Annotated in this window: 22 protein-coding genes and 1 pseudogene; 15 read left to right on the top strand and 8 right to left on the bottom strand. The window is 64.7% G+C overall.

Going from position 1 to position 18783, the window contains the following annotated elements:
• Window positions 1-32 precede the first annotated feature (32 nt).
• Complete coding sequence (gene pyrE / locus DOM57_RS13100) at window positions 33-722, bottom strand: orotate phosphoribosyltransferase (RefSeq protein ID WP_110649652.1); 690 nt, start codon at window positions 720-722, stop codon at window positions 33-35.
• A gap of 124 nt (window positions 723-846) precedes the next feature.
• On the opposite strand from pyrE, the gene DOM57_RS13095 reads away from it, so the two are divergent.
• Window positions 847-1614, top strand: a complete 768-nt coding sequence (locus DOM57_RS13095; RefSeq protein ID WP_110649651.1) for an exodeoxyribonuclease III — start codon at window positions 847-849, stop codon at window positions 1612-1614.
• A 111-nt stretch (window positions 1615-1725) separates the two neighbouring features.
• On the opposite strand, the gene rph is transcribed toward DOM57_RS13095, so the two are convergent.
• Entirely contained in the window at window positions 1726-2448 is a 723-nt protein-coding gene (gene rph, locus DOM57_RS13090) for a ribonuclease PH (protein WP_110649650.1), read from the bottom strand.
• Window positions 2449-2635: 187 nt separating this feature from the next.
• Here rph and DOM57_RS13085 point away from each other — a divergent pair, with 187 nt between their 5' ends.
• The 4 genes from DOM57_RS13085 to DOM57_RS13070 all read left to right on the top strand — a co-directional run bounded on the left by DOM57_RS13085 (window position 2636) and on the right by DOM57_RS13070 (window position 5137).
• Window positions 2636-3499: a YicC/YloC family endoribonuclease gene (locus DOM57_RS13085; protein ID WP_110649649.1), complete on the top strand. Its 864-nt coding sequence runs from the start codon at window positions 2636-2638 to the stop codon at window positions 3497-3499.
• A 79-nt stretch (window positions 3500-3578) separates the two neighbouring features.
• Window positions 3579-3818, top strand: a complete 240-nt coding sequence (locus tag DOM57_RS13080; RefSeq protein ID WP_110649648.1) for a type II toxin-antitoxin system Phd/YefM family antitoxin — start codon at window positions 3579-3581, stop codon at window positions 3816-3818.
• Window positions 3790-4206 carry a type II toxin-antitoxin system VapC family toxin gene (locus DOM57_RS13075; RefSeq protein WP_239496219.1) on the top strand — a complete coding sequence of 139 codons (417 nt, stop codon included), beginning with the start codon at window positions 3790-3792 and terminating at the stop codon, window positions 4204-4206. The genes DOM57_RS13080 and DOM57_RS13075 overlap by 29 nt, the downstream gene beginning before the upstream one ends.
• Before the next feature lie 91 nt (window positions 4207-4297).
• On the top strand, window positions 4298-5137 hold the full coding sequence (locus DOM57_RS13070) for an inositol monophosphatase family protein (protein ID WP_110649646.1): 840 nt from the start codon (window positions 4298-4300) through the stop codon (window positions 5135-5137).
• 49 nt (window positions 5138-5186) lie between these two features.
• Here the strand turns inward: DOM57_RS13070 and DOM57_RS13065 are convergent, their stop codons facing one another.
• Window positions 5187-5543, bottom strand: coding sequence for an RcnB family protein (locus DOM57_RS13065; RefSeq protein WP_110649645.1), 357 nt, complete (start codon window positions 5541-5543; stop codon window positions 5187-5189).
• A gap of 315 nt (window positions 5544-5858) precedes the next feature.
• Between DOM57_RS13065 and DOM57_RS22715 the strand changes: the two are divergent.
• The 3 genes and pseudogenes from DOM57_RS22715 (at window position 5859) to DOM57_RS13050 (ending at window position 8329) form a co-directional block, all read left to right on the top strand.
• A pseudogene (locus tag DOM57_RS22715) lies at window positions 5859-6952 on the top strand (MFS transporter).
• Between the two features lie 93 nt (window positions 6953-7045).
• On the top strand, window positions 7046-7702 hold the full coding sequence (gene grxB, locus DOM57_RS13055; RefSeq protein WP_162619527.1) for a glutaredoxin 2: 657 nt from the start codon (window positions 7046-7048) through the stop codon (window positions 7700-7702).
• A gap of 63 nt (window positions 7703-7765) precedes the next feature.
• Complete coding sequence (locus DOM57_RS13050; RefSeq protein WP_239496217.1) at window positions 7766-8329, top strand: DUF924 family protein; 564 nt, start codon at window positions 7766-7768, stop codon at window positions 8327-8329.
• Here the strand turns inward: DOM57_RS13050 and DOM57_RS13045 are convergent.
• Complete coding sequence (locus DOM57_RS13045; RefSeq protein WP_110649641.1) at window positions 8321-8896, bottom strand: cytochrome b; 576 nt, start codon at window positions 8894-8896, stop codon at window positions 8321-8323. The two genes, DOM57_RS13050 and DOM57_RS13045, sit on opposite strands and share 9 nt — an antisense overlap.
• Window positions 8893-9963, bottom strand: a complete 1071-nt coding sequence (locus tag DOM57_RS13040; RefSeq protein WP_110649640.1) for a catalase family peroxidase — start codon at window positions 9961-9963, stop codon at window positions 8893-8895. The genes DOM57_RS13045 and DOM57_RS13040 overlap by 4 nt, the downstream gene beginning before the upstream one ends.
• Window positions 9964-10142: 179 nt before the next feature.
• On the opposite strand from DOM57_RS13040, the gene DOM57_RS13035 reads away from it, so the two are divergent.
• Window positions 10143-10673: a sigma-70 family RNA polymerase sigma factor gene (locus DOM57_RS13035; protein WP_110649639.1), complete on the top strand. Its 531-nt coding sequence runs from the start codon at window positions 10143-10145 to the stop codon at window positions 10671-10673.
• Window positions 10670-11467 carry an anti-sigma factor family protein gene (locus DOM57_RS13030; protein ID WP_110649638.1) on the top strand — a complete coding sequence of 266 codons (798 nt, stop codon included), beginning with the start codon at window positions 10670-10672 and terminating at the stop codon, window positions 11465-11467. Before DOM57_RS13035 ends, DOM57_RS13030 begins: the two co-directional genes overlap by 4 nt.
• A 5-nt stretch (window positions 11468-11472) precedes the next feature.
• On the opposite strand, the gene DOM57_RS13025 is transcribed toward DOM57_RS13030, so the two are convergent.
• Both DOM57_RS13025 and DOM57_RS13020 read right to left on the bottom strand, forming a co-directional pair.
• The gene (locus DOM57_RS13025) at window positions 11473-12075 is read right to left on the bottom strand and encodes a LysE family translocator (protein WP_110649637.1); all 603 of its coding nucleotides are present in this window, start codon (window positions 12073-12075) and stop codon (window positions 11473-11475) included.
• A complete protein-coding gene (locus tag DOM57_RS13020; protein ID WP_110649636.1) occupies window positions 12072-12809 on the bottom strand; it encodes an alanyl-tRNA editing protein in 738 nt (245 codons plus the stop codon). Before DOM57_RS13020 ends, DOM57_RS13025 begins: the two co-directional genes overlap by 4 nt.
• 105 nt (window positions 12810-12914) lie before the next feature.
• On the opposite strand from DOM57_RS13020, the gene DOM57_RS13015 reads away from it, so the two are divergent.
• Window positions 12915-14312 (top strand): aminotransferase-like domain-containing protein, encoded by a 1398-nt coding sequence (locus tag DOM57_RS13015; RefSeq protein ID WP_110649635.1) that lies wholly within the window; start codon window positions 12915-12917, stop codon window positions 14310-14312.
• A gap of 13 nt (window positions 14313-14325) precedes the next feature.
• Here DOM57_RS13015 and DOM57_RS13010 read toward each other — a convergent pair whose 3' ends face one another.
• The gene (locus tag DOM57_RS13010; protein WP_110649634.1) at window positions 14326-15327 is read right to left on the bottom strand and encodes a D-2-hydroxyacid dehydrogenase; all 1002 of its coding nucleotides are present in this window, start codon (window positions 15325-15327) and stop codon (window positions 14326-14328) included.
• A gap of 237 nt (window positions 15328-15564) precedes the next feature.
• On the opposite strand from DOM57_RS13010, the gene DOM57_RS13005 reads away from it, so the two are divergent.
• The 4 genes from DOM57_RS13005 to DOM57_RS12990 all read left to right on the top strand — a co-directional run bounded on the left by DOM57_RS13005 (window position 15565) and on the right by DOM57_RS12990 (window position 18769).
• Window positions 15565-16572: an ABC transporter substrate-binding protein gene (locus DOM57_RS13005; protein WP_110649633.1), complete on the top strand. Its 1008-nt coding sequence runs from the start codon at window positions 15565-15567 to the stop codon at window positions 16570-16572.
• An 8-nt stretch (window positions 16573-16580) separates the two neighbouring features.
• A complete protein-coding gene (locus DOM57_RS13000) occupies window positions 16581-17279 on the top strand; it encodes an ABC transporter permease (RefSeq protein WP_239496216.1) in 699 nt (232 codons plus the stop codon).
• Window positions 17280-17383: 104 nt separating this feature from the next.
• The gene (locus DOM57_RS12995) at window positions 17384-17962 is read left to right on the top strand and encodes a histidine phosphatase family protein (protein ID WP_110649631.1); all 579 of its coding nucleotides are present in this window, start codon (window positions 17384-17386) and stop codon (window positions 17960-17962) included.
• An 84-nt stretch (window positions 17963-18046) separates the two neighbouring features.
• A complete protein-coding gene (locus DOM57_RS12990; protein ID WP_110649630.1) occupies window positions 18047-18769 on the top strand; it encodes a GntR family transcriptional regulator in 723 nt (240 codons plus the stop codon).
• Window positions 18770-18783: the final 14 nt, after the last annotated feature.

Here is an 18783-nt window from a genome sequence, read left to right as displayed (position 1 = left end):
ATACGTCGCAGCAGCGGATGAAGGCAGACTCTTCAGCCAGCCTGAACGCCGTAGCGATCGCGGTAGACCCGAATCGCTTCAGCATGGCTGGCCAACGAATCGCTGTCCGAGGCGTGGCTTTCGAGGTAAGCGAGCATTTGATCGAGGTTGACGATGCTGACGACCGGCATATGATACGCCGCCTCGACTTCCTGGATGGCGCTATGCGGTTTGAGGCCATTGGCATCCTGGCCTCGCTCCTGGCGATCCAGCGCAATGACCACGCCAGCCGCCTTGGCGCCGGCGCCCTGGATGATCTGCATCACTTCGCGGATGGCGGTGCCGGCGGTGATCACGTCGTCGATGATCAGTACGTTACCGCGTAGTTCGGCACCGACGATGTTGCCGCCTTCGCCGTGATCCTTGGCTTCCTTGCGGTTGAAAGCGAAGGGCATGTCATGGTCGTGGTGGTCGGCCAAAGCGATGGCCGTACTCGCGGCCAATGAAATACCCTTGTAAGCTGGACCAAATAGTACATCGGCCTCGATTCCACTGTCGGCAATGGCGCTGGCATAGAAACGCCCCAAGCGGGCCAAGGCACGGCCGGAGCGGAACAGCCCGGCATTGAAGAAGTAGGGACTGAGACGGCCTGACTTGAGCGTGAACTCGCCGAATCGCAGCGCCCCCTCGGCGATCGCGAATTCGATGAATTGCTGTTGGTAAGGCTGGATCTCCACGCTCACTCGGTCCCCCTAATCGCGCCGGCCGTTGTCTTGGGCTGGGAACGCCCCCATTTAGGGGCGTTCTCGTTTACCTAAATCTCTCAAGCTCGGGTATCATACACGCGCGACAAAGAAGGAACACGGTATGAAAATCGCCAGCATCAATGTCAACGGAATCCGTGACGCCGTCGAACGGGGCTTTCTCGACTGGCTGGCCGAACAGGATGCTGACGTCGTTTGCGTGCAGAACCTGAAGGCCAAGAGCTTCGAGCTCGACGACAGCGTCCTCTATCCGGAAGGCTATGAAGGTTACTTCCTGGATGCCGAGCAGGACGGATTCTCGGGCGTGGGACTCTATTGTCGCAAGATCCCCAAGGCGATCATGTATGGCCTGGGCTTCGAGCAGTGCGATCACGAGGGACGCTTTCTGCAGGCGGATTACGATCGCTTCAGCATCGCCTCCTTCCTGATGCCGGACGGGCAGGACCCGGCCGCCAAGCAGGCGTTCATGACGCAGTATCTGGAGTACTTGAACAAGATGGCGCGCAAGCGTCGCGAGTACATCATCTGCGGCACCTGGCATATCGCGCACAAGACGCTCGATCTGGCCAACTGGACCGACAACCAGACCACGCCGGGCTTCAAACCCGAAGAGCGCGCGTGGATGGATCAGGTCTTCGGCCCGACCGGCTTCATCGACACCTTCCGCGAGGTCAATCGCGAAGCCAACCAGTACACCTGGTGGCCGAAGCTGGACCAGGAAGTGCCGCGTGCGCGTCAGGAAGGCTGGCGACTCGATTATCAGATCGTCGGCCCCAACTTCCGCCGCCACGTCAAGGATGCCTGGATCGACACCGACGCCACCTTCAGCGAGTTCGCTCCGCTGATCGTGGAGTACGATCTCGAGCTGTGATCGCTCGGCCTTGGACATAACGGCAAGCAGGACAAGCACACCCGCTGTTGTCATTACCTGAAACGCCCCGCAACCGCGGGGCGTTTTCATGCCTGGAAGGGAAAGGCAAAGTCAGCGGCGCATGCCCAGCGCTTCGCGCTGCTTCTCGAACAGCATCTGGCAGCCGCTCTCGGCCAGATCGAGCATGCCGTTGAGCTCGGCGCGGGAGAATGCCTTGGCTTCGGCCGTGCCCTGGACCTCGATCAACTTGCCATCCTCGGTCATCACCACGTTCATGTCGGTGTCGGCAGCGCTGTCTTCCGGATAGTCCAGATCCAGCACCGGCGTCTCCTGGAACACGCCCACCGAAATCGAACTGACCAGTTGTCGGAACGGATCGGTCTTGATCAGCTTCTTGCGCTGCATGAACTGCAGTGCCTCGACCAGCGCCACGCAAGCGCCGGTGATCGACGCCGTGCGCGTGCCGCCATCGGCCTGCAACACGTCGCAATCGACCGTGATGGTGAACTCGCCGAGCTTCTTCAGATCCACCGCCGCGCGCAGCGATCGGCCGATCAGGCGCTGAATTTCCAGCGTACGCCCGCCCTGCTTGCCCCGTGCCGCCTCGCGGCCACCGCGGGTATGGGTCGCGCGCGGCAGCATGCCGTACTCCGCCGTCACCCAGCCCTGGTTCTTGCCACGCAGCCAGCGCGGTACGCCGGCCTCGACGCTGGCGTTGCACAGCACCTGGGTGTCGCCGAAGCTCACCAGCACCGAGCCTTCGGCATGGCGGGTGAAACCGCGGGTCAGCGTGACCTCGCGGGGCTGGTCGGGTTGTCGTCCACTCGGGCGCATGAAAGCCTCTCGATCCAAAACATCAATGATAGAAGCACCACGCTGACGGCGCCTCAAGGAGGTCGGCCATTCTACACATCCTGCACGCACAATCACGGCCCAACGCAGCGACCCCGATTGGCGGCGACCAACGACCTTGTCGATGCGGTACACTCGAACGATCAGCTCGCCGATTCAAGGATTCCCCATGCCTCACAGCATGACCGCCTTCTCCCGCCAGACCTGTGATGCCGAGTGGGGCAGCCTGCAGCTCGAACTGCGCTCGGTGAATCAACGCTACCTGGAGCCGCACTTTCGGCTTGCCGATCCACTGCGCGATCTCGAACCGCACTTTCGCGAGGCACTGCGCCAGCGCATCTCGCGCGGCAAGGTGGAGTGTACCCTGCGCTTCGAACCTGCCGAGACGGGCACCGCCCCGGAGATCAACCTCGATCAACTCAATGCGCTCGCGCAAGCGCTGGAACAGGTCCGTCGCCAACTACCGGAAGCGCCAATGCCCAACGCGCTGGAACTGCTCGCCCATCCCGGCGTGATGGCAACGCAGCGACTGGACCTGGAAAGCATCAAGGCCGCCGGAATCGAACTCTTCGACGCCGCGCTGAAGGATCTGGAGACCGGCCGCGCCCGCGAAGGCGACCGCCTGGCGGAACTGATTCGCGAGCGGCTCGATGGCGTTCGCGAGCAAGTCGCCATGGTGCGCACACATCTGCCGACGATTCTCGAACGCCAGCGCGGCCAACTGCTCGAACGACTGGAAACCGCCAAGGCCGAACTCGACTCACAGCGGCTGGAAGCGGAAATGGTGCTGATGGCGCAGAAGGCAGACGTCGCCGAGGAACTCGACCGGCTGGAAACCCATGTCACCGAAGTAGAGCGCCAGCTCAAGCAAAAAGGCCCCATCGGCCGCCGCCTCGACTTCCTGATGCAGGAACTCAACCGCGAAGCCAACACCCTCTCCTCCAAGGCCATCGTCGCCGACACCACCCGCTGCGCGGTGGAGCTGAAAGTGCTGATCGAGCAGATGCGGGAACAGATTCAGAATCTGGAATGACGACGCCAAACCTCGGTAGCGACACTATCGGCCACTTCGAATAGACTAAGTCTATTAAACTAGATCGTCGGAGCATCCCATGGAATCCGTCAACATTCACGAAGCCAAGACCCGTCTCTCCCAACTCCTCGCCAAAGCCGCGCAGGGAGAAGGGTTCATCATTGCCAAGGCCGGCAAGCCGATCGCCAAAGTGACAGCCATCGAGAGCCCGGAAGCCGGTCAGCAGAAACGGCTTGGCTTCATGGAAGGTCAGTTCAAGGTTCCCGAAGACTTCGATCGCATGGGCGAGGATGAAATCGCTGGAATGTTCGGGGGCTGAAATGAACTTGCTTCTCGATACACATGTGTTGCTCTGGGCAGCGGCGGAGCCCAGCCGGCTCTCCGATGAGTCGATCGCGCTGATCAATGACCGAGGCAACAAGGTCTATTTCAGCGCGGCGAGTCTTTGGGAGATCGTCATCAAAGCCGGCCTAGATCGCCCTGACTTCCAGGTAGATCCGCATCTCCTACGCCGCGGCCTGATCGAGAACGATTACCTCGAGCTGCCAATCACCTCTCGGCACACCTTGGCTATCAGCCACTTGCCAGATATTCACAAGGATCCGTTCGACCGTATTCTGGTAGCCCAGGCCGAGTCCGAGGGTTTTCTATTATTAACGGCGGATGAACTGGTCGCGCGTTACCCGGGACCGATTCGGCGGGTTTGAGTGCAAGGTGGGATGCTCAGCGCGGACCGACGAACCTGGGCGACGGAATCGGTTACCCTAGGGAGAAGTCCCAACGAGCCAGGAGCCCCGCATGCCCACCCAAGCCATCAACCTTGAACTGCAGCAGCAACTGATCGAGATCGTGCGTCGGGCCGCCAAGGCCGAGATTCTGCCGCGCTTTCGCAATCTCTCCGAAGACGCGATCCGTTCGAAGAGCGCGCCGGACGATCTGGTCACCGACGCCGATCAAGGCGCAGAGCGGATGATGACGGCGGCGATCCGTGATCTGCTGCCGGAGGCGACGGTGATCGGCGAGGAAGCGGTGGCGGAGGACAGCGCCAGTCTCGGCGACATCGCCGGCGCGGAGCTGGCGCTGGTCATCGACCCGGTCGACGGCACCTGGAACTTCGCCCGCGGGCTAAATCAGTTCGGCGTGATCCTGGCGGCGACCAGCTTCGGCGAGACGATCTTCGGCCTGCTCTACGATCCGCTGGCGGATGACTGGATCGTCGCCCGGTGCGGCGAAGGCGCCTGGTTCGGTCGCCCGGACGGCACCCAGCGTCAACTGCAGGTGTCGGAAACCGACAGGCTCGACGAGATGGTCGGCTCGACCTCGATCCGGCTCTTTCCCAAGCCGCAGCAGTACCAGTTGGCGGCCACCTTTCCCGACTTCCAGCGCATGATGGCCTTCGGCTGTGCCTGCCACGAATACCGCACCATGGCGTTCGGCTTCGTCGACTTCATGCTCACCGGCAAGCTGATGCCGTGGGATCATGCCGCCGGACTGCTGATCCACGCCGAGGCCGGCGGCTATTCGGCATTGCTCGATGGCACACCCTACAAATCGACCGTTCACCAGGGCCACCTGCTTGCCGCCAGTTCCCGCAACCATTGGGAACAGTTGCGCGACAAGTTCGCGTTTCTGGTGTGAGGCCGATGGGGCACTGCCGGTTGATGGTAGCCGGCAGTGCCCAGCGCGATCAGTGCCCCAGAATGACCGCGGCGATCACACCGGTCGCCACGGCCGCCAGCACGTAGTCGCCATCGATTCTGATCCAGCGATGGCCGTGCGGCGGTTCGGGCAGATGGCGCGCATGCCAGTCGCGGACCCAATAGCGGTCGTCGCGATAGTAGCGCGAGTCGATGTGTCCGCCTTTGTGCCAGTTGCGATGAGAGTCGTGCCCCTGGTAGTCATGACCGCCTTGATGATGCGCGTTCCCATGCTTGTTGCCATTGCCATGACCGTGCCCATGGCCATGTCCGGGGTCGGCCTGTGCCAATCCCGTCACACCCAGCGCGGCGATCAGCAGGCTGGTCGTCAATATGCGACGCTTCATGATCAGTCTCCTCTCTTCGCCCTTGATGGCGAGATGTCGTCAGCATGCGGGGAAAATTAGAAAACACTGTTCATGAATTATGAATGCTGCATGCTTCACTCATTCGGGCAGCGCCATGTTCTCGGAGCGCTCAAGAAGTGCCGAAGCCCGATGATGCATTTAGCGTGCTAATATCGTTCATCATTCGCCTCCAGCTCGGATACACCGCCTGTGCCGACCTCACCCCAGCGCATCGATACCACTCCCTGGCCCACCATCATCCTGCTGGCGCTGACCGCTTTCTGCGCCGCCGCCACGCAGCGAATCCTCGACCCCATGCTGCCGCGGGTCGCCGAGGTCTATGCGACTTCGCTCTCCGCGGCGTCATGGGCGATCACCGCGTTCGCCATCGTTTATGGCTGTCTGCAGCTGGTCCTGGGTCCCAGCGGCGACCGCTACGGCAAGCTGCGGGTGATCTCGCTGTTTTCCCTGGTGGCCGCCGTGGCCAGCCTGCTGTGCGCACTTTCCGGCAGCCTGGCGACCCTGATCGCAGCGCGCATGCTGGCCGGGGTCGGCTGCGCCGCGGTGATTCCGCTGGCGATGGCATGGATCGGCGACAACGTTCCCTACGAGCAGCGACAGGCGGTGCTGGCGCGCTTTTTGATCGGCCAGATCTGCGGGCTGGCCTGCGGCCAGACCTTCGGCGGCCTGGCCGCGGAGCAGAGCTGGTGGCAGTGGCCGTTCGTCGCCTACACGCTACTGTTTGCCGCCGCCGGTGGACTCTTGTGGTATCGCGCCGGCCGTCACGAGCGGCCCCAGGGTCGGAAGCGGGAATCGCTCGGCGTGAGCCTGCGCCATGTGCTGCAGAAGCCCGGGCGCGGGTGGTACTCATCGCCGTGTTCTGCGAGGGGGCGGCAGTATTCTGCGGATTTGCCTTCGTCGCCAGCCACCTGCATGTCGCCGGCGACATGCCGCTGACCGAGGCCGGGCTGATCCTGGCGGTATTCGCCGTGGGCGGCCTGAGCTTCGCCCTGCTGGCACGGCGTCTGGTGCCGAGACTCGGCGAGAGCGGACTGTGCCAACTGGGGTGCGTGCTGATCGCGATCGCCCTGGTCGCCATCTGTGTCTGGCCGACGCCCGTCGTCGCCATCGTTGGGTGTTATCTCTTCGGGCTCGGCTTCTATATGCTGCACAACACTCTGCAGACGACCGCGACGCAGATGGCGCCGGAACGCCGCGGCGCGGCCGTATCGCTGTTCTCGACCGCGTTCTTTACCGGTCAGTCTCTCGGCACCGGCATCGGTGGTGCCATCATCGCGTTCTCGGGCACGGCCCCCACATTGGCACTGGCGGCCATCGCCATACTGCCGGTCGGCTTCGGTTTTGCCTGGCAGATCCGCAGTCGCGACCGGGAACTGGTCACGGAATAAAGCGCACTGGCGTTAAAAAATGTCACCACCCGGGCAGCCTCACTGTCCCTTTTCTACCTTGTAATGACGCGTCGATATCATGGAGGAGCGATTATGCGTCTTTACATCTACGATCACTGCCCATTCTGTGCGCGGGCTCGCATGATCTTCGGTCTGCGCGACGTACCGGTGGAAGTGCAGACACTGCTGTTCGACGATGCCGAAACCCCGACCCGCCTGGTCGGCGAGAAGACCGTGCCGATTCTGGAATTCGACGACGGCGACACCCTGAGCGATACCCAGGAGATCGTGCGCGGCATCGACTCGGAAGCGGAGGGCGTCAAGGTCATGGAAGGCCCTCAGAATCCGGAGATCGAGCGCTGGGTGAAGGCCGCCAACGACATCATCTTCAAGCTGTTCGCGCCGCGTGCGGTGGAAGCGCCGTTCGGTGAACTGGCAACACCGGAAGCAGCCGCGCTGTTCGGCGCCAAGATGACCGATATGGTCGGCGACCTCGACGAGCTGCGCGAGCAGACCGCGCCACTGATGAACGAGCTCGAGCGTTGGCTCAACGAGTTGGAACCCCTGATTCAGTCGCCCGAGGCGGTCAATCAGGTGCTCTCGCTCGACGACATCGCACTCTATCCAACCCTGCGTCATCTCTCGATCGTCGAAGGCGTGAAGTACCCCGAAAAGGTCGACGCCTACCGCCTCGCCATGGCCCAGCTGTCCCGCGTGCCGCTGCACGATCAGGCCATCGAGCCCACCTGAGTCGCCACGCCTCGCTGTCGGCGGGTTATGCTGCTATTCACCGACAGACAGCGAGGCAATCCCGTGTACCGAGCGCCCGAATACATCGCCACGCCGCAGCAGATCCTCGAGTTCTGGTTCGAGGAGCTCATTCCCAAGCAGTGGTTTCTCAAGGATTCCGAACTCGACCGCATGATCGGCGAGCGCTTCGGCGCGACCCTGGCCGCCGCCACGCGCTGCGAATGCTGGGCTTGGCGAAAGACGCCCGCCGGCCGGGTGGCGGAGATCATCGTGCTCGACCAGTTCTCGCGCAATATGCATCGCGACACGCCCGACGCCTTCGCCCAGGACCCGCTGGCGCTGGCGCTATCTCAGGAACTGATCGGGCTGGGCCTGGATACGTCATTGCCGCTGGCGCAGCGCATCTTCGCCTACATGCCATTCATGCACAGCGAGTCGTTGCCGATTCACGACCGCGCCCTCGAGCTGTTCGACCGGCCCGGCATGGAAGAGCAGCTCGACTACGAGCGACGCCACCGCGTGATCATCGAGCGCTTCGGCCGCTATCCGCACCGCAACGCGATCCTGGGGCGGGAATCGACGCCGGAAGAGATCGAATTCCTGCGCCAGCCGGGTTCTTCATTCTGAACCGGGGCCACGGCGCCGTGTCCCCGAAGTCATGCTGGCGAACACGTCGTCGCGCAGCATCCAGGCGTGATACAGCGCCGCCGCCAGATGCAAGAGAATCAATGCGAACAGCGTGAGCGCCAGCCAGGTATGGGCGAAACGCAAGGCGGCGTAGAGCGTCACCGATGTCGGCACCAGTGGCGGCAAGGTGATGCCGGGCGCCAGTGTCACCGGGTAGCCAGCGGCCGAGACCATCGCCCAGCCGATCAGCGGCATCGCCAGCATCAACGCATAGAGCAGCCAGTGCGACAGCCTGGCAGCCAGTCGCTGCCAGGCTGGAAGGTGCCGTGGCAACTCGGGTGTCGGGTAGCGCCAGCGCACGCCGAGGCGCACGATCGCCAGCAGTAGAATGGCGATGCCGAGCGGCTTGTGGATCGAAATCAGCAGGGCGTGGCGCTCCGAGACCGTCGCCACCATGCCGGCACCGATGAACAGCATGGCGATGATCATCACCGCCATCGCCCAGTGCAGCAGGCGAGCCGGTATCGAAAAGTCCTGCCCGTGGCGGGAGGCGTGGCGTTCGTTCATGACTGCGGCTCCTGGTGGCGGTTGGGTGCCTCGGCCTGCTCGCGGGTACGGCGGTTGAAGGATTCGGAATAGGCCGCCGAGCGCGCGCTCAATATCGGATCGTCGGAGCCCTCGATGCCGTCCGGCAGGATCAGCGGATCGTAGTTGATGTCCCGGCACGGGCCGTCGACCTGGGATTGCGCGCTGTCGACGGTCACGATGCCGGCGTCGATCCTGCGCCGCTCCGCCGGCCACGCCAGGGTCGCGTCGTCGGTGGGGTCGCCGGGCTCGGCGACGGTGATGATCAGATGCCAGCGCTGCGGCCCGTCGGCCAACCGCTGCCGCAGTTCCTGGGAGAGGAAATCGGGATCCTGCTTCTGAGCCTCGGTCATCGGCGAGAACGGCGCTTCGGGCTCCACGCCCCAGCGCACGAAGTGCGTATTGCCGTCGTCATCGATGAAGCGGAAGGCGTTCAGGCTGTTGTAACCGATATTGGCGTAGCTGGAGGAGCGCCGAGCGGTCTTGGCCCAGGCGAGAAACGGCTTGGTTTCCGGGTGCGCCTGGAAGAAGGCCGCCAGCTTGTCGGGATCGGGCTTGCCGGTTTGCGGGTCCGGCTGCGATGCCTCCAACTGCTCCCGGAAGGCCTCCGGCGTGGAAACCGAAAAGACCGGCATGGCATTCATCGCCGTACGCCACTGTTCGTTGTCCGGCAACCGGAACAGCAGCGCGAAACTGCGCACCGGCGGCATCGCATCCGACGCATTCGGATCGGGACCAGGGATCGCCAGCCTGCCGATCACCGGAACACGGCGGCCCGGGTCGAAAACACTGGCCCGGGAAAGCGCTGCCGCCTGGCCGTTGCTCTCGAATTCACCAGTCACGCAGATACCCTTGGCATGGTTGCGGCGGTAACCTGCATGGATTCCGGTGTCCGCCTCCAAGGTATCGATCAGGCTATCCGGCGTCAGCCAGCCGGGGTCCAGCCAACCGGAAACGTAGGCGAAGGCCGTCGCCAGGATGGCGATGACCAGGCCGATCGCCGCCAACCGGAAGATGGCACGGGGCGGTCGCGGGGGTTGTCGAGACATGGGCACTCCACGAGTGATTGCCGTTGGGAGCGGGTAGGACGAGCCGATCGACGGTTTATTCCCGCCGGCGCGCGAAGAGGATCGCCGGAAAGGCAAGGAAAGTGACGAGTCAGCGCTCGGCGGGAATAGCCTTGCGTCTCGTTCGTCTGACGGGGACTTACCCGGATTGCGAGCACACCATGAACCCACCGGACGATGACCAACTGCGTGACGTCCTGCCCCGGCTGCGACGCTTCGCGCTGTCGCTGACGCAGGACCCCAGCAACGCCGACAATCTGGTGCAGTCGACCATGGAGAAAGCGATCGGCCGCTGGCATGACCGCCGCGCCGATGGCGATCTGCGCGCCTGGCTGTTCTCCATCCTCTATCGACAGTTCATCGACGGACAGCGACGCGCCAAGCGCTATACGCGGTTGTTGCAGTTGTTCACCGGCGAGACCTCGACCACTGCCTCGGCGGAGGAGGTGGTGATCGCTCGCGCCACCTGGGAGGCTTTCGACCGGCTACCCGCCGAACAGCGGGCACTGTTGATGCTGGTCACGCTGGAAGGGCTGAGCTATCGCGAGGTCAGCGCAACCCTGAACATCCCGATGGGTACGGTGATGTCACGCCTGTCCCGGGCACGCCGGGCCTTGCGCACGCTGGACGAGGGCGAGTCCGATGGAGCGGGACGACAGAAAGAGCAAGCGGCATTGCGGAGGCTGAAATGAACGAGCGTCATCCGAGCGAATACGATCTGCACGCCTACCTCGATGGCCAGTTGGACGACGAGCGCCAGCGCTGGGTCGAGGCATGGCTGGCAACCCAACCGGAGCGGGCCGCCGAGGTCGAAGCCTGGCGCCGGGATGCCCGGCGTCTGCGCGCCGTCTACGCCAATCCGCAGCAGTGGCCCCACAACCCGGCACTGGACCCCGCCGCTCTGCGCCGCCGACGCCACCAGCGGCAACGACGACACCTGGCCACGGCGGCCATGCTGGTGATGGCGCTCGGTCTCGGCATGACCGGCGGCTGGCAGGCCAACGACATGATGCGCCCACCCTCCCCGCCGCCCATGGCCGACGCGGTGCAAGCCTACCGTCTGTTTGCCGATGCCTCGCCGGTCGGTCTCGAGCCCGAGACAACGCCGGCCAATGGCCGCGACGCCCACGCCGAACCCGCCGTCGACACCCGGGCGCACGTCGAGCAGCTCTTTCATACTCATTTCAGCGGTGGCGTCATGCCTCCCGATCTCAGCGCCGCCGGTCTGCGTATGGTCGACGTCCGCCTGCTCGCGACCGAACAGGGACCAGCCGCCATGGTGATCTACCGTGACCGCGCCGGACGCCGGATGATGATGTATATCCGCCCACCCGGCAGCGGCAATCGTCTGCTCGATCCCGGCAAACGACTCGACGGCCACCTGATGGCGCAGTATTGGTCCGAGGGCAACTACAACTACGCCGTGGTCAGCCAGCCCGACGACCCCAATGCCGCCATGCTGGAACGCATGCTACGCAGCAGCTAGGCGCTTCAACTGAGGATAAAGCCCACGCAGGCGGCGGTGGCGAGCCCCATCACGCCGTTGAACACCCGCCAGGCTCGGTGCGTCTTCAACAGCCGGCCGATCGCCATGCCGAAGCCGGCCCAGAACGAGATGCAGAAAAATCCGACCAGTTCCATGAACAGCGACAGCACCACCGCATTCACGATCAACGGCCCTTCATGCGGCATGAAGCCGGCGATCAGCGCAATGCCCATCACCCATGCCTTGGGATTGACGAACTGGAACACCGCCGCCTGCCACGCCGTCAGCGGTCGCGCGCCCTCCGTGGCAGCCAGATCGGGCGATGGCGCGGTGGCGATCTTCCACGCCAGATAGAGCAGGCAGATGGCGCCGGCGATCCTGAGCGCCTGCTGCACGATCGGGAAGCGCTCGAACAGCACACCCAGGCCCAGCGCCACGGCCATGAACAGCACGAAGCAGCCCGCCATGATGCCGAAGATATGCGGCAGCGTGCGGCGATAGCCGTAGAGCGCACCGGATGCGGTCAACATCACGTTGTTGGGACCGGGCGTGCCGGTCATCGAAATCGCGAACAGTGCCACCGAGAACCACCAGGCCAGCGACGTCATGACGGCTCGCCTCCCTGAGCGTTATCGTCGCCCCACACCAGGGTGATACGGCGGTTGCGCGCGCCACGGTTCTTGATGCTGGCGACCCGGACCGGCCCGATCTCGGCGGTGGAAGCGACATGCGTACCGCCGCAGGGCTGGTAGTCGATATCGCCGATACGCACCATGCGGATTTCGCCCGCGCCCCGCGGCGGCGCCACCGACATCGTCTTCACCAGTTCCGGGTGCGCGTCCAGTTCCGCTTCGCTGATCCATTCGCTGGTGACCGGATGGTCGGCGGCGATCAAGGCGTTGAGCCGCTCGGTCAGCTCGTCCTTGTCGAAGCTGGCGTCGCCGAGATCGAAGTCGAGCCGCCCGCGATCGGCACCGATACTGCCGCCGGTGACGCCATGGGGCACGACCACCGAGAGCAGGTGCAGCGCGGTATGCATGCGCATGTGTGCCCAACGGCGCGGCCAGTCGAGTTGCTGGGTGACGCTCTGGCCGACTTCGAGGCCGTGTCCGGGATCGAGCAAGTGGCATACCTGCCCACCCTCGCCCTTGCGGGTATCGTTGACCGCCAGCGTGCGCCCGTCGGCGGTAATGAACGCGCCGCGGTCGCCGGGCTGACCGCCGCCATGCGGATAGAACAGCGTGGCATCGGTCACCACGACGCCGTCGTCGCCGATCGCGGTTACGGTCGCCAGGCTTTCCCGGGCGGTAGGCAATTCACGAAAGAGCAACGCGGTAGACATGGGGCCTCCAATTGTACGGGTTCAATTTATTGACATAACGACTAATCTTCCGAACAATCCGAGCATAAACCCACCGTTTCCCCGGTCAACTCGATTTTTGTCACCATGACAATCTGGATACCCGAACTTGCCGGCCAAGGCCCGCGTTATCGTCAACTGGCCGACGCCATCGGCCATGCCATCGCCCGTGGCGAACTCGCGCCGGGCACCAAGCTGCCGCCACAGCGTCGCCTGGCGGATGCGCTCGGCGTCACCGTCGGTACGGTCACGCGCGCCTACGCACTGGCGGAACAACGTGGCGACGTCATGGCGCGTGTCGGCAGCGGTACCTATGTTCGTGGAGCAGAAAAAACACAGCTGGCGTTCAATCACGTGCGCCAGACGCCGCCGGAAAGCGACACGGTCGACCTCAGCCTGTCGCTGCCGCCGGCACACCCCGAGCGCGAAGCCGCGCTGGGGCGGGCGATGCAGGCGATCCAGCGGGAGCCCGCCAACCTGCGCGCGGCGATCGATTATCAGCCGGAGCAGGGCCAGGCCGGCCAGCGCGAGATCCTGGCCGACTGGTTCACCCGGCTGGGCCGACCGGTCTCGGTGGACGAACTGCTGATCGATCAGGGCGGAATGCACGGCATCTATCTCAGCCTGAGCGCACTGCTGGCGCCCGGCGAACGCCTGGCTGCCGAACGCCTGACCTATCCGGGACTGATCAGCGCGCTACAGCAACTCTCGCTCAAGAGCGTGGCAATCCCGCACGATCGTGACGGTATCGATGTGGACGCGTTGGCCAGGGCCTCCGACCAGCAACCGTTTCGCGCGCTGTACGTGATGCCGGATTGCCACAATCCGACCACCACGCGGCTTACCGAATCACGTCGGCGGGATCTCGTGGCGCTGGCCCGCGAGCGGCAGTTCTGGCTGATCGAGGACGAGGTCTACCAGCATCCGCATGTCGAGCCCGCCACGCCGCTCTACCAACTGGCACCGGAGCGCACCGTGACGCTGTTCTCGGTCGCCAAGCTGCTTGGCGGCGGCCTGCGCGTCGGCGCCCTGCGCGCGCCCGGGGAACTGCACGGCCGCCTGACCGCCGCTCTCCGCGCACAAAGCTGGATGCCGCCACCGCTGATGACCTCGCTGGTGTGTCAGTGGATCGCCAGCGGCGACGCCGACGCCCTGCTGGCATGGCAGCGCGAGGAGCTGGTCTGGCGCTTCGACCGCGCCATGCAGAAACTGGAAGGCTTCCAGCCGCGCGGTCAGCGCGGCGGTTTCTATCTGTGGCTGCCGCTGCCCGGCGAGCTGCGCACCAGCCATGTCATCGAACAATTGAAGGCACGCCAGGTCACCGTCAGCAGCGCCGAAAGCTTCTGTCTCGGCAATGTCGCGGCCCCGCAGGCGATCCGCGTCTGCATCAGCGCCGCCGAAAGCCGGGAAGCGCTGGATCGCGCGCTGGACATCATCGCCGAGACGCTGGGCAATCCGGACCCGATGCTGTGGCAGACAGTGTGAGCTTCGATTTCGATCAGTAGCCCAGTGCCGTATCGACCCGGTTCTGCAACGGCTCGCCGTCGAGATAACGCGCGACGTTGGCGAAGAAGAAACGCAGGCAGCGCGGCACGTAGTCGGCGTCGTAGAGCCCGCTATGCGGCGTGACGATCAGGTTGCGCGTGCGCCAGTAGGGCGAATCCGCCGGTAGCGGTTCCTCGGGAAACACATCGAGCACGGCGCCGCGCAACTGGCCCGCTTCCAGCCGCTTGGCCAGCGCCTCGACATCCAGTACCGGGCCGCGGCCGATGTTGATCACGCCGGCACGCGCTGGCAGCGCCGCCAGTTCCGCCTCGCCGACCGCGTGCCGAGTCTCCGCCGTCAGCGGCAGGGTGATGAGCAGAAAATCCGCCTCCGCCAGCGCTTCCCGCAACCGGCTCTGGGGCAGGCTCGCATCGGCCAGCGCATGCTCGCGTCCCGATCGGCTGACGCCGATCACCTTCAGATTCAGCCGCTTCGCCGCCTCGGCCGCCGCGCTGCCCAGTGCGCCCATGCCCAGAATGACCACCGTCTTGCCGTCGATCGGCTCGATCGCGGTCTGCTCCCAGTGCCGCTGGATCTGTTGGGTAACGAAATCCGGCAAGCGATTGTTGAGCATCAGCAGCGCGGTCATCGAGAACTCGCGGGTGCGTGCCTCGTGGTTGCCCTTGGCATTGGTCACCAACACGTCCGCCGGCAACCGATTCAGCGGGATGCGGTCAACGCCGGCGCTGGTGATATGAATCCAGCGCAACTTCGGCGCTCTGGCTGCGACGTCGGCGATATCCAGCGCCCCGACCAGAATCAGTACCTCCGCCTCGGCCAGCGCCGCATCGAGAGTCGCTTCGTCGTGGCTGAAACTCAGCGCGACACGCGATGACAGCCCCGTGAATTCGGCCAGAATCGACAGCACGCGCTCGTCGGCGAAATCCTTCGACTGGCGGAATTCGGGGTCGGTATAGATATGGATATTGAGCGGAGCGGGGCTTTCGGTGGCCATGATGTTCCTCGTTGTCGTGATGCTGGCGCAGGTTCGGATGGTTGTATGACGTTTGAGCCAGCAGTGTTACCGTAAAACGGAATAGCCGGCAAATCGGTGGCGGACTCATCGCCATTTGGCTGTCACCGCATTGTCATATTGCCGACCTAGCCTGTCCTGATAGTTGTCGCGACAGGCACACGCCATGGCGCGCTTCGCTCGCGATTTTGATCCGCCATCCGCCAACGTTGTCCGCCCATGACTCCCAGATCGTCCCTCGTTCGCCTTGCCGCTCGGCTTTCCGTTCAGCTTGGCGCCGGCCTGGCCTGTATCGCCGTCGCCGGCACTGCCAGCGCCGAATCGCTGATGCTCTACACCAGCCAGCCGACCACCGACGCCCAGCAGACCGTCGACGCCTTCGAGGCCGCCAATCCGGATATCGACGTCGAGTGGGTGCGCGACGGCACCACCCGGCTGATGGCGCGTCTGCAGGCCGAACTGGCCGCCGGCCAGACCAAGCCGGACGTACTGCTGGTGGCCGATGCCGTCAGCCTGGAGAGCCTGCGCCAGCAAGGTCGCCTGGCGGCCTATCGGCCGGAAGGGCTTTCGCACTATTCCAAGGATTTCTACGATCCCGATGGCTATTACTACGGCACCAAGCAGATCGCCACCGGCATCGTCTATCATCAGCGCGCCGCCGAGCATCCGCAGCATTGGCAGGATCTCGCCGATCCGGCGCTGGCCAATCAGGTCGCCATGCCCAGTCCGCTCTACTCCGGCGCGGCGCTGATCCATCTCGACACGCTGGTCAACGATCCCCAGTTCGGTTGGGACTACTACGAGCAGTTGGCCGCCAACGGCGTCAACCCGAACGGCGGCAACGGCGGCGTGTTCAAGCAGGTGGCCGCCGGCACCAAACCCTACGGCGTGGTGGTGGACTTTCTCGCCCTGCGCGAGAAGGCCAAGGGCTCGCCGATCGAGTTCGTCTATCCCGACGAGGGCGTCAGCATGGTGACCGAACCGGTGGCGATCCTCAAGGATGCCGCGCATCCCGAAGCGGCCCGGCGTTTCGTCGACTTCGTGCTCTCGCGACAGGGCCAGGAGCTGGTCAGCGAGCAGGGCTACCTGCCGGCTCGGGACGATGTCGAAGCCCCCGACGGCTATCCGCCCCGCGACGCGATTCACCGTCTGCCGTTCTCGGCGACCCGGGCGCTGGAGCAGGCCGACGCCGAGAAGGCACGCTTCTCAGAGATTTTCTCACCCTGATGCCATCGGTGGCACCTCGGGCCGGGGCCTGGCCAAGACTCCTCGGCTCGATACTCCTGCTAGCGCCGGCACTTGCGATCAGCCTGCTGCCGTTGGGACAGCTATTGTTCGATGCCATCGGCGAATTGCTCACCTCGCTGGATCACTGGCGCGATACCGCGTTGGTGGATGTGCTGACCAGCGCCGCTACCTGGCGGGCCACCGTCCACAGTCTCTACACCGCGCTGTTCGGCACGCTGATCAGCGTCGTGCTGGGCGGGGCGTTCGCCTTTCCGCTGGCGTTGACCGATCTGCGCGGCAAGCGGGCGCTGGTGCTCTGCTTCATGCTGCCGATGATGATCCCGCCGCAGGTCACGGCACTGGCCTGGCTGCAACTGTTCGGGCCTTCCAGCACGCTGTTGATCACGCTGGGGCTGGCGCCGCCACTGGGCGCACCGCAGCCGCTCTATTCCGCCAACGGCATCGCGCTGCTGCTCGGCGTGCAGCATGCGCCGATGGTCTTTCTGGCGCTGCGGGCCACGCTCAATGGCCTGCCCGGCGAGTTGATCGAGGCCGCCCGCCTGAGCGGCGCGGGTCCGTGGACGGTGTGGCGCACCGTGGTACTGCCGCTCTCCTCGCCGGGTTTGATCGCCGGCACGGCGATGGCGCTGGTGGCGGCCAGACGCTGGCCGCCTACAGCGACCGCCCGCACGCGCCGGGCAGCCTGACGCGAGTGGCGATCGATCGTGTCTGGGGGCTCGATCCCGCCGCGTGACAGCGCTCGTGGGAACGGTAGGATAGGGCATCGAATTCGTTCTGGAGTCATCGCCCCATGCCAACCTTGATTCGCCGTCCCTTCGTCTTCCTGCGCCACGGCCAGAGCACGCGCAATCTCGAGCGGCGAATCGGCGGTCAGCACGATGTGGCGCTCACCGCGCAAGGCGAAGAGGAGGCCCGGCGTGCCCGGGTACTGCTGGGCGATATCGACTGGTCGCTGGTGGTCTCGAGTCCGCTCGAGCGCGCCCGACGCACCGCCGAACTGGCGCTGGGCCGCGCGCCGGATCGACTCGTCGACGGGCTGATGGAGCGCCACTGGGGCGAGTTGGAGGGCCAGCCGATTCCCGAGACCATTCCCTACATGAGCACACCCAAGGGAGGCGAATCCTGGGACGCCTTCGTCACGCGCATCGCCGATACCCTCAATGCGTTGCTCGAGGAAGCCGACACGCCGCTGATCGTCGGCCACTCGGGTCTGGTCCGCGCGGTACGCTGGTTGACCGCCGGCAGCCCCCATGGCCCGCGCTCGGCCAACGCCGTGCCGCTGTGGATCGCACCCGAGGGACGCCGCGCATGGTCGATCGCCCCCTTCGACGCAACGCTCGCCCGCACCAACGGTTCCGTCGGCTGCTGAGAACGCGGTCGCCCCTGTTCGAGACACGTTTTTTTGCTATCGTCCGTCATCCTCACTGGCGGGCGACGATACAAGGGATACTCCATGGCCAACGGCGACGATGCGAAGACAGGGCGGCCGCGCGCGAAGCACAAGCGCGGTCACGGCGTCATCACGGCCTACGAAACCTTGAAGCGCGAGATTCTCGAGCTGACCATGGCGCCCGGCAGCCCGGTCGACGAGATCCAGTTGTCGCAGCGCTTCGGCATGTCGCGTACGCCCATACGCGAAGCCCTGGTACGCCTGGCCAGCGAGGGGCTGATCGTGACCCTGCCCAACCGCTCGACCATCGTCGCCCCGATCGACTTTCTCGACCTGCCGCAGTTCTTCGATGCGCTGACCCTGATGTATCGGGTCACCACCCGTCTCGCGGCGATGAACCGCAGCGACGACGAGATCGCGCACATTCGCCAGCTCCAGGCGGGTTACGCCGAGGCGGTGGAAGCCAAGGACGTGGCCGGCATGATCGAGGTCAATCGCCATTTCCACGCCGCCATCGCCCGGGCCGGCAAGAACCACTACTACACCGAGCTGTTCGAACGCCTGCTCGACGAGGGCCGGCGCCTGCTCCGCTTTTACTACTCCTCCTTCAACGATGAGTTGCCACGGGTCTATCTCCAGGAGCACCAGGACATGGTCTCCGCCATCGAAGCGCGCGACATCGAGGCGGCCGACCGTATCGCCCACGCCCATGCCGACCAGATCGTGCGCCAGATACGCGCCTACATCTCCGCCGACCGCCGCCTGAACGCTTCCATTCCACTGTGACCTGAAGCCGCCGC

It is taken from the genome of Salinicola peritrichatus (genome assembly GCF_003206715.1).
GTDB lineage: Bacteria > Pseudomonadota > Gammaproteobacteria > Pseudomonadales > Halomonadaceae > Salinicola > Salinicola peritrichatus.
This window is presented reverse-complemented; position numbering and strand designations above follow the sequence as displayed.

Coding starts and splice junctions, on each gene's coding strand:
- DOM57_RS13065 (WP_110649645.1), bottom strand. CDS start 5,543: ATGAAGCGTCGCATATTGACGACCAGCCTGCTGATCGCCGCGCTGGGT.
- rph (WP_110649650.1), bottom strand. CDS start 2,448: ATGCGCCCGAGTGGACGACAACCCGACCAGCCCCGCGAGGTCACGCTG.
- DOM57_RS12990 (WP_110649630.1), top strand. CDS start 18,047: ATGGCCAACGGCGACGATGCGAAGACAGGGCGGCCGCGCGCGAAGCAC.
- DOM57_RS13040 (WP_110649640.1), bottom strand. CDS start 9,963: ATGTCTCGACAACCCCCGCGACCGCCCCGTGCCATCTTCCGGTTGGCG.
- DOM57_RS13005 (WP_110649633.1), top strand. CDS start 15,565: ATGACTCCCAGATCGTCCCTCGTTCGCCTTGCCGCTCGGCTTTCCGTT.
- DOM57_RS13070 (WP_110649646.1), top strand. CDS start 4,298: ATGCCCACCCAAGCCATCAACCTTGAACTGCAGCAGCAACTGATCGAG.
- DOM57_RS13010 (WP_110649634.1), bottom strand. CDS start 15,327: ATGGCCACCGAAAGCCCCGCTCCGCTCAATATCCATATCTATACCGAC.
- DOM57_RS13025 (WP_110649637.1), bottom strand. CDS start 12,075: ATGACGTCGCTGGCCTGGTGGTTCTCGGTGGCACTGTTCGCGATTTCG.
- DOM57_RS13080 (WP_110649648.1), top strand. CDS start 3,579: ATGGAATCCGTCAACATTCACGAAGCCAAGACCCGTCTCTCCCAACTC.
- DOM57_RS13085 (WP_110649649.1), top strand. CDS start 2,636: ATGCCTCACAGCATGACCGCCTTCTCCCGCCAGACCTGTGATGCCGAG.
- DOM57_RS13075 (WP_239496219.1), top strand. CDS start 3,790: ATGAAATCGCTGGAATGTTCGGGGGCTGAAATGAACTTGCTTCTCGAT.
- DOM57_RS13045 (WP_110649641.1), bottom strand. CDS start 8,896: ATGAACGAACGCCACGCCTCCCGCCACGGGCAGGACTTTTCGATACCG.
- DOM57_RS12995 (WP_110649631.1), top strand. CDS start 17,384: ATGCCAACCTTGATTCGCCGTCCCTTCGTCTTCCTGCGCCACGGCCAG.
- grxB (WP_162619527.1), top strand. CDS start 7,046: ATGCGTCTTTACATCTACGATCACTGCCCATTCTGTGCGCGGGCTCGC.
- DOM57_RS13015 (WP_110649635.1), top strand. CDS start 12,915: ATGACAATCTGGATACCCGAACTTGCCGGCCAAGGCCCGCGTTATCGT.
- DOM57_RS13095 (WP_110649651.1), top strand. CDS start 847: ATGAAAATCGCCAGCATCAATGTCAACGGAATCCGTGACGCCGTCGAA.
- DOM57_RS13020 (WP_110649636.1), bottom strand. CDS start 12,809: ATGTCTACCGCGTTGCTCTTTCGTGAATTGCCTACCGCCCGGGAAAGC.
- DOM57_RS13035 (WP_110649639.1), top strand. CDS start 10,143: ATGAACCCACCGGACGATGACCAACTGCGTGACGTCCTGCCCCGGCTG.
- DOM57_RS13030 (WP_110649638.1), top strand. CDS start 10,670: ATGAACGAGCGTCATCCGAGCGAATACGATCTGCACGCCTACCTCGAT.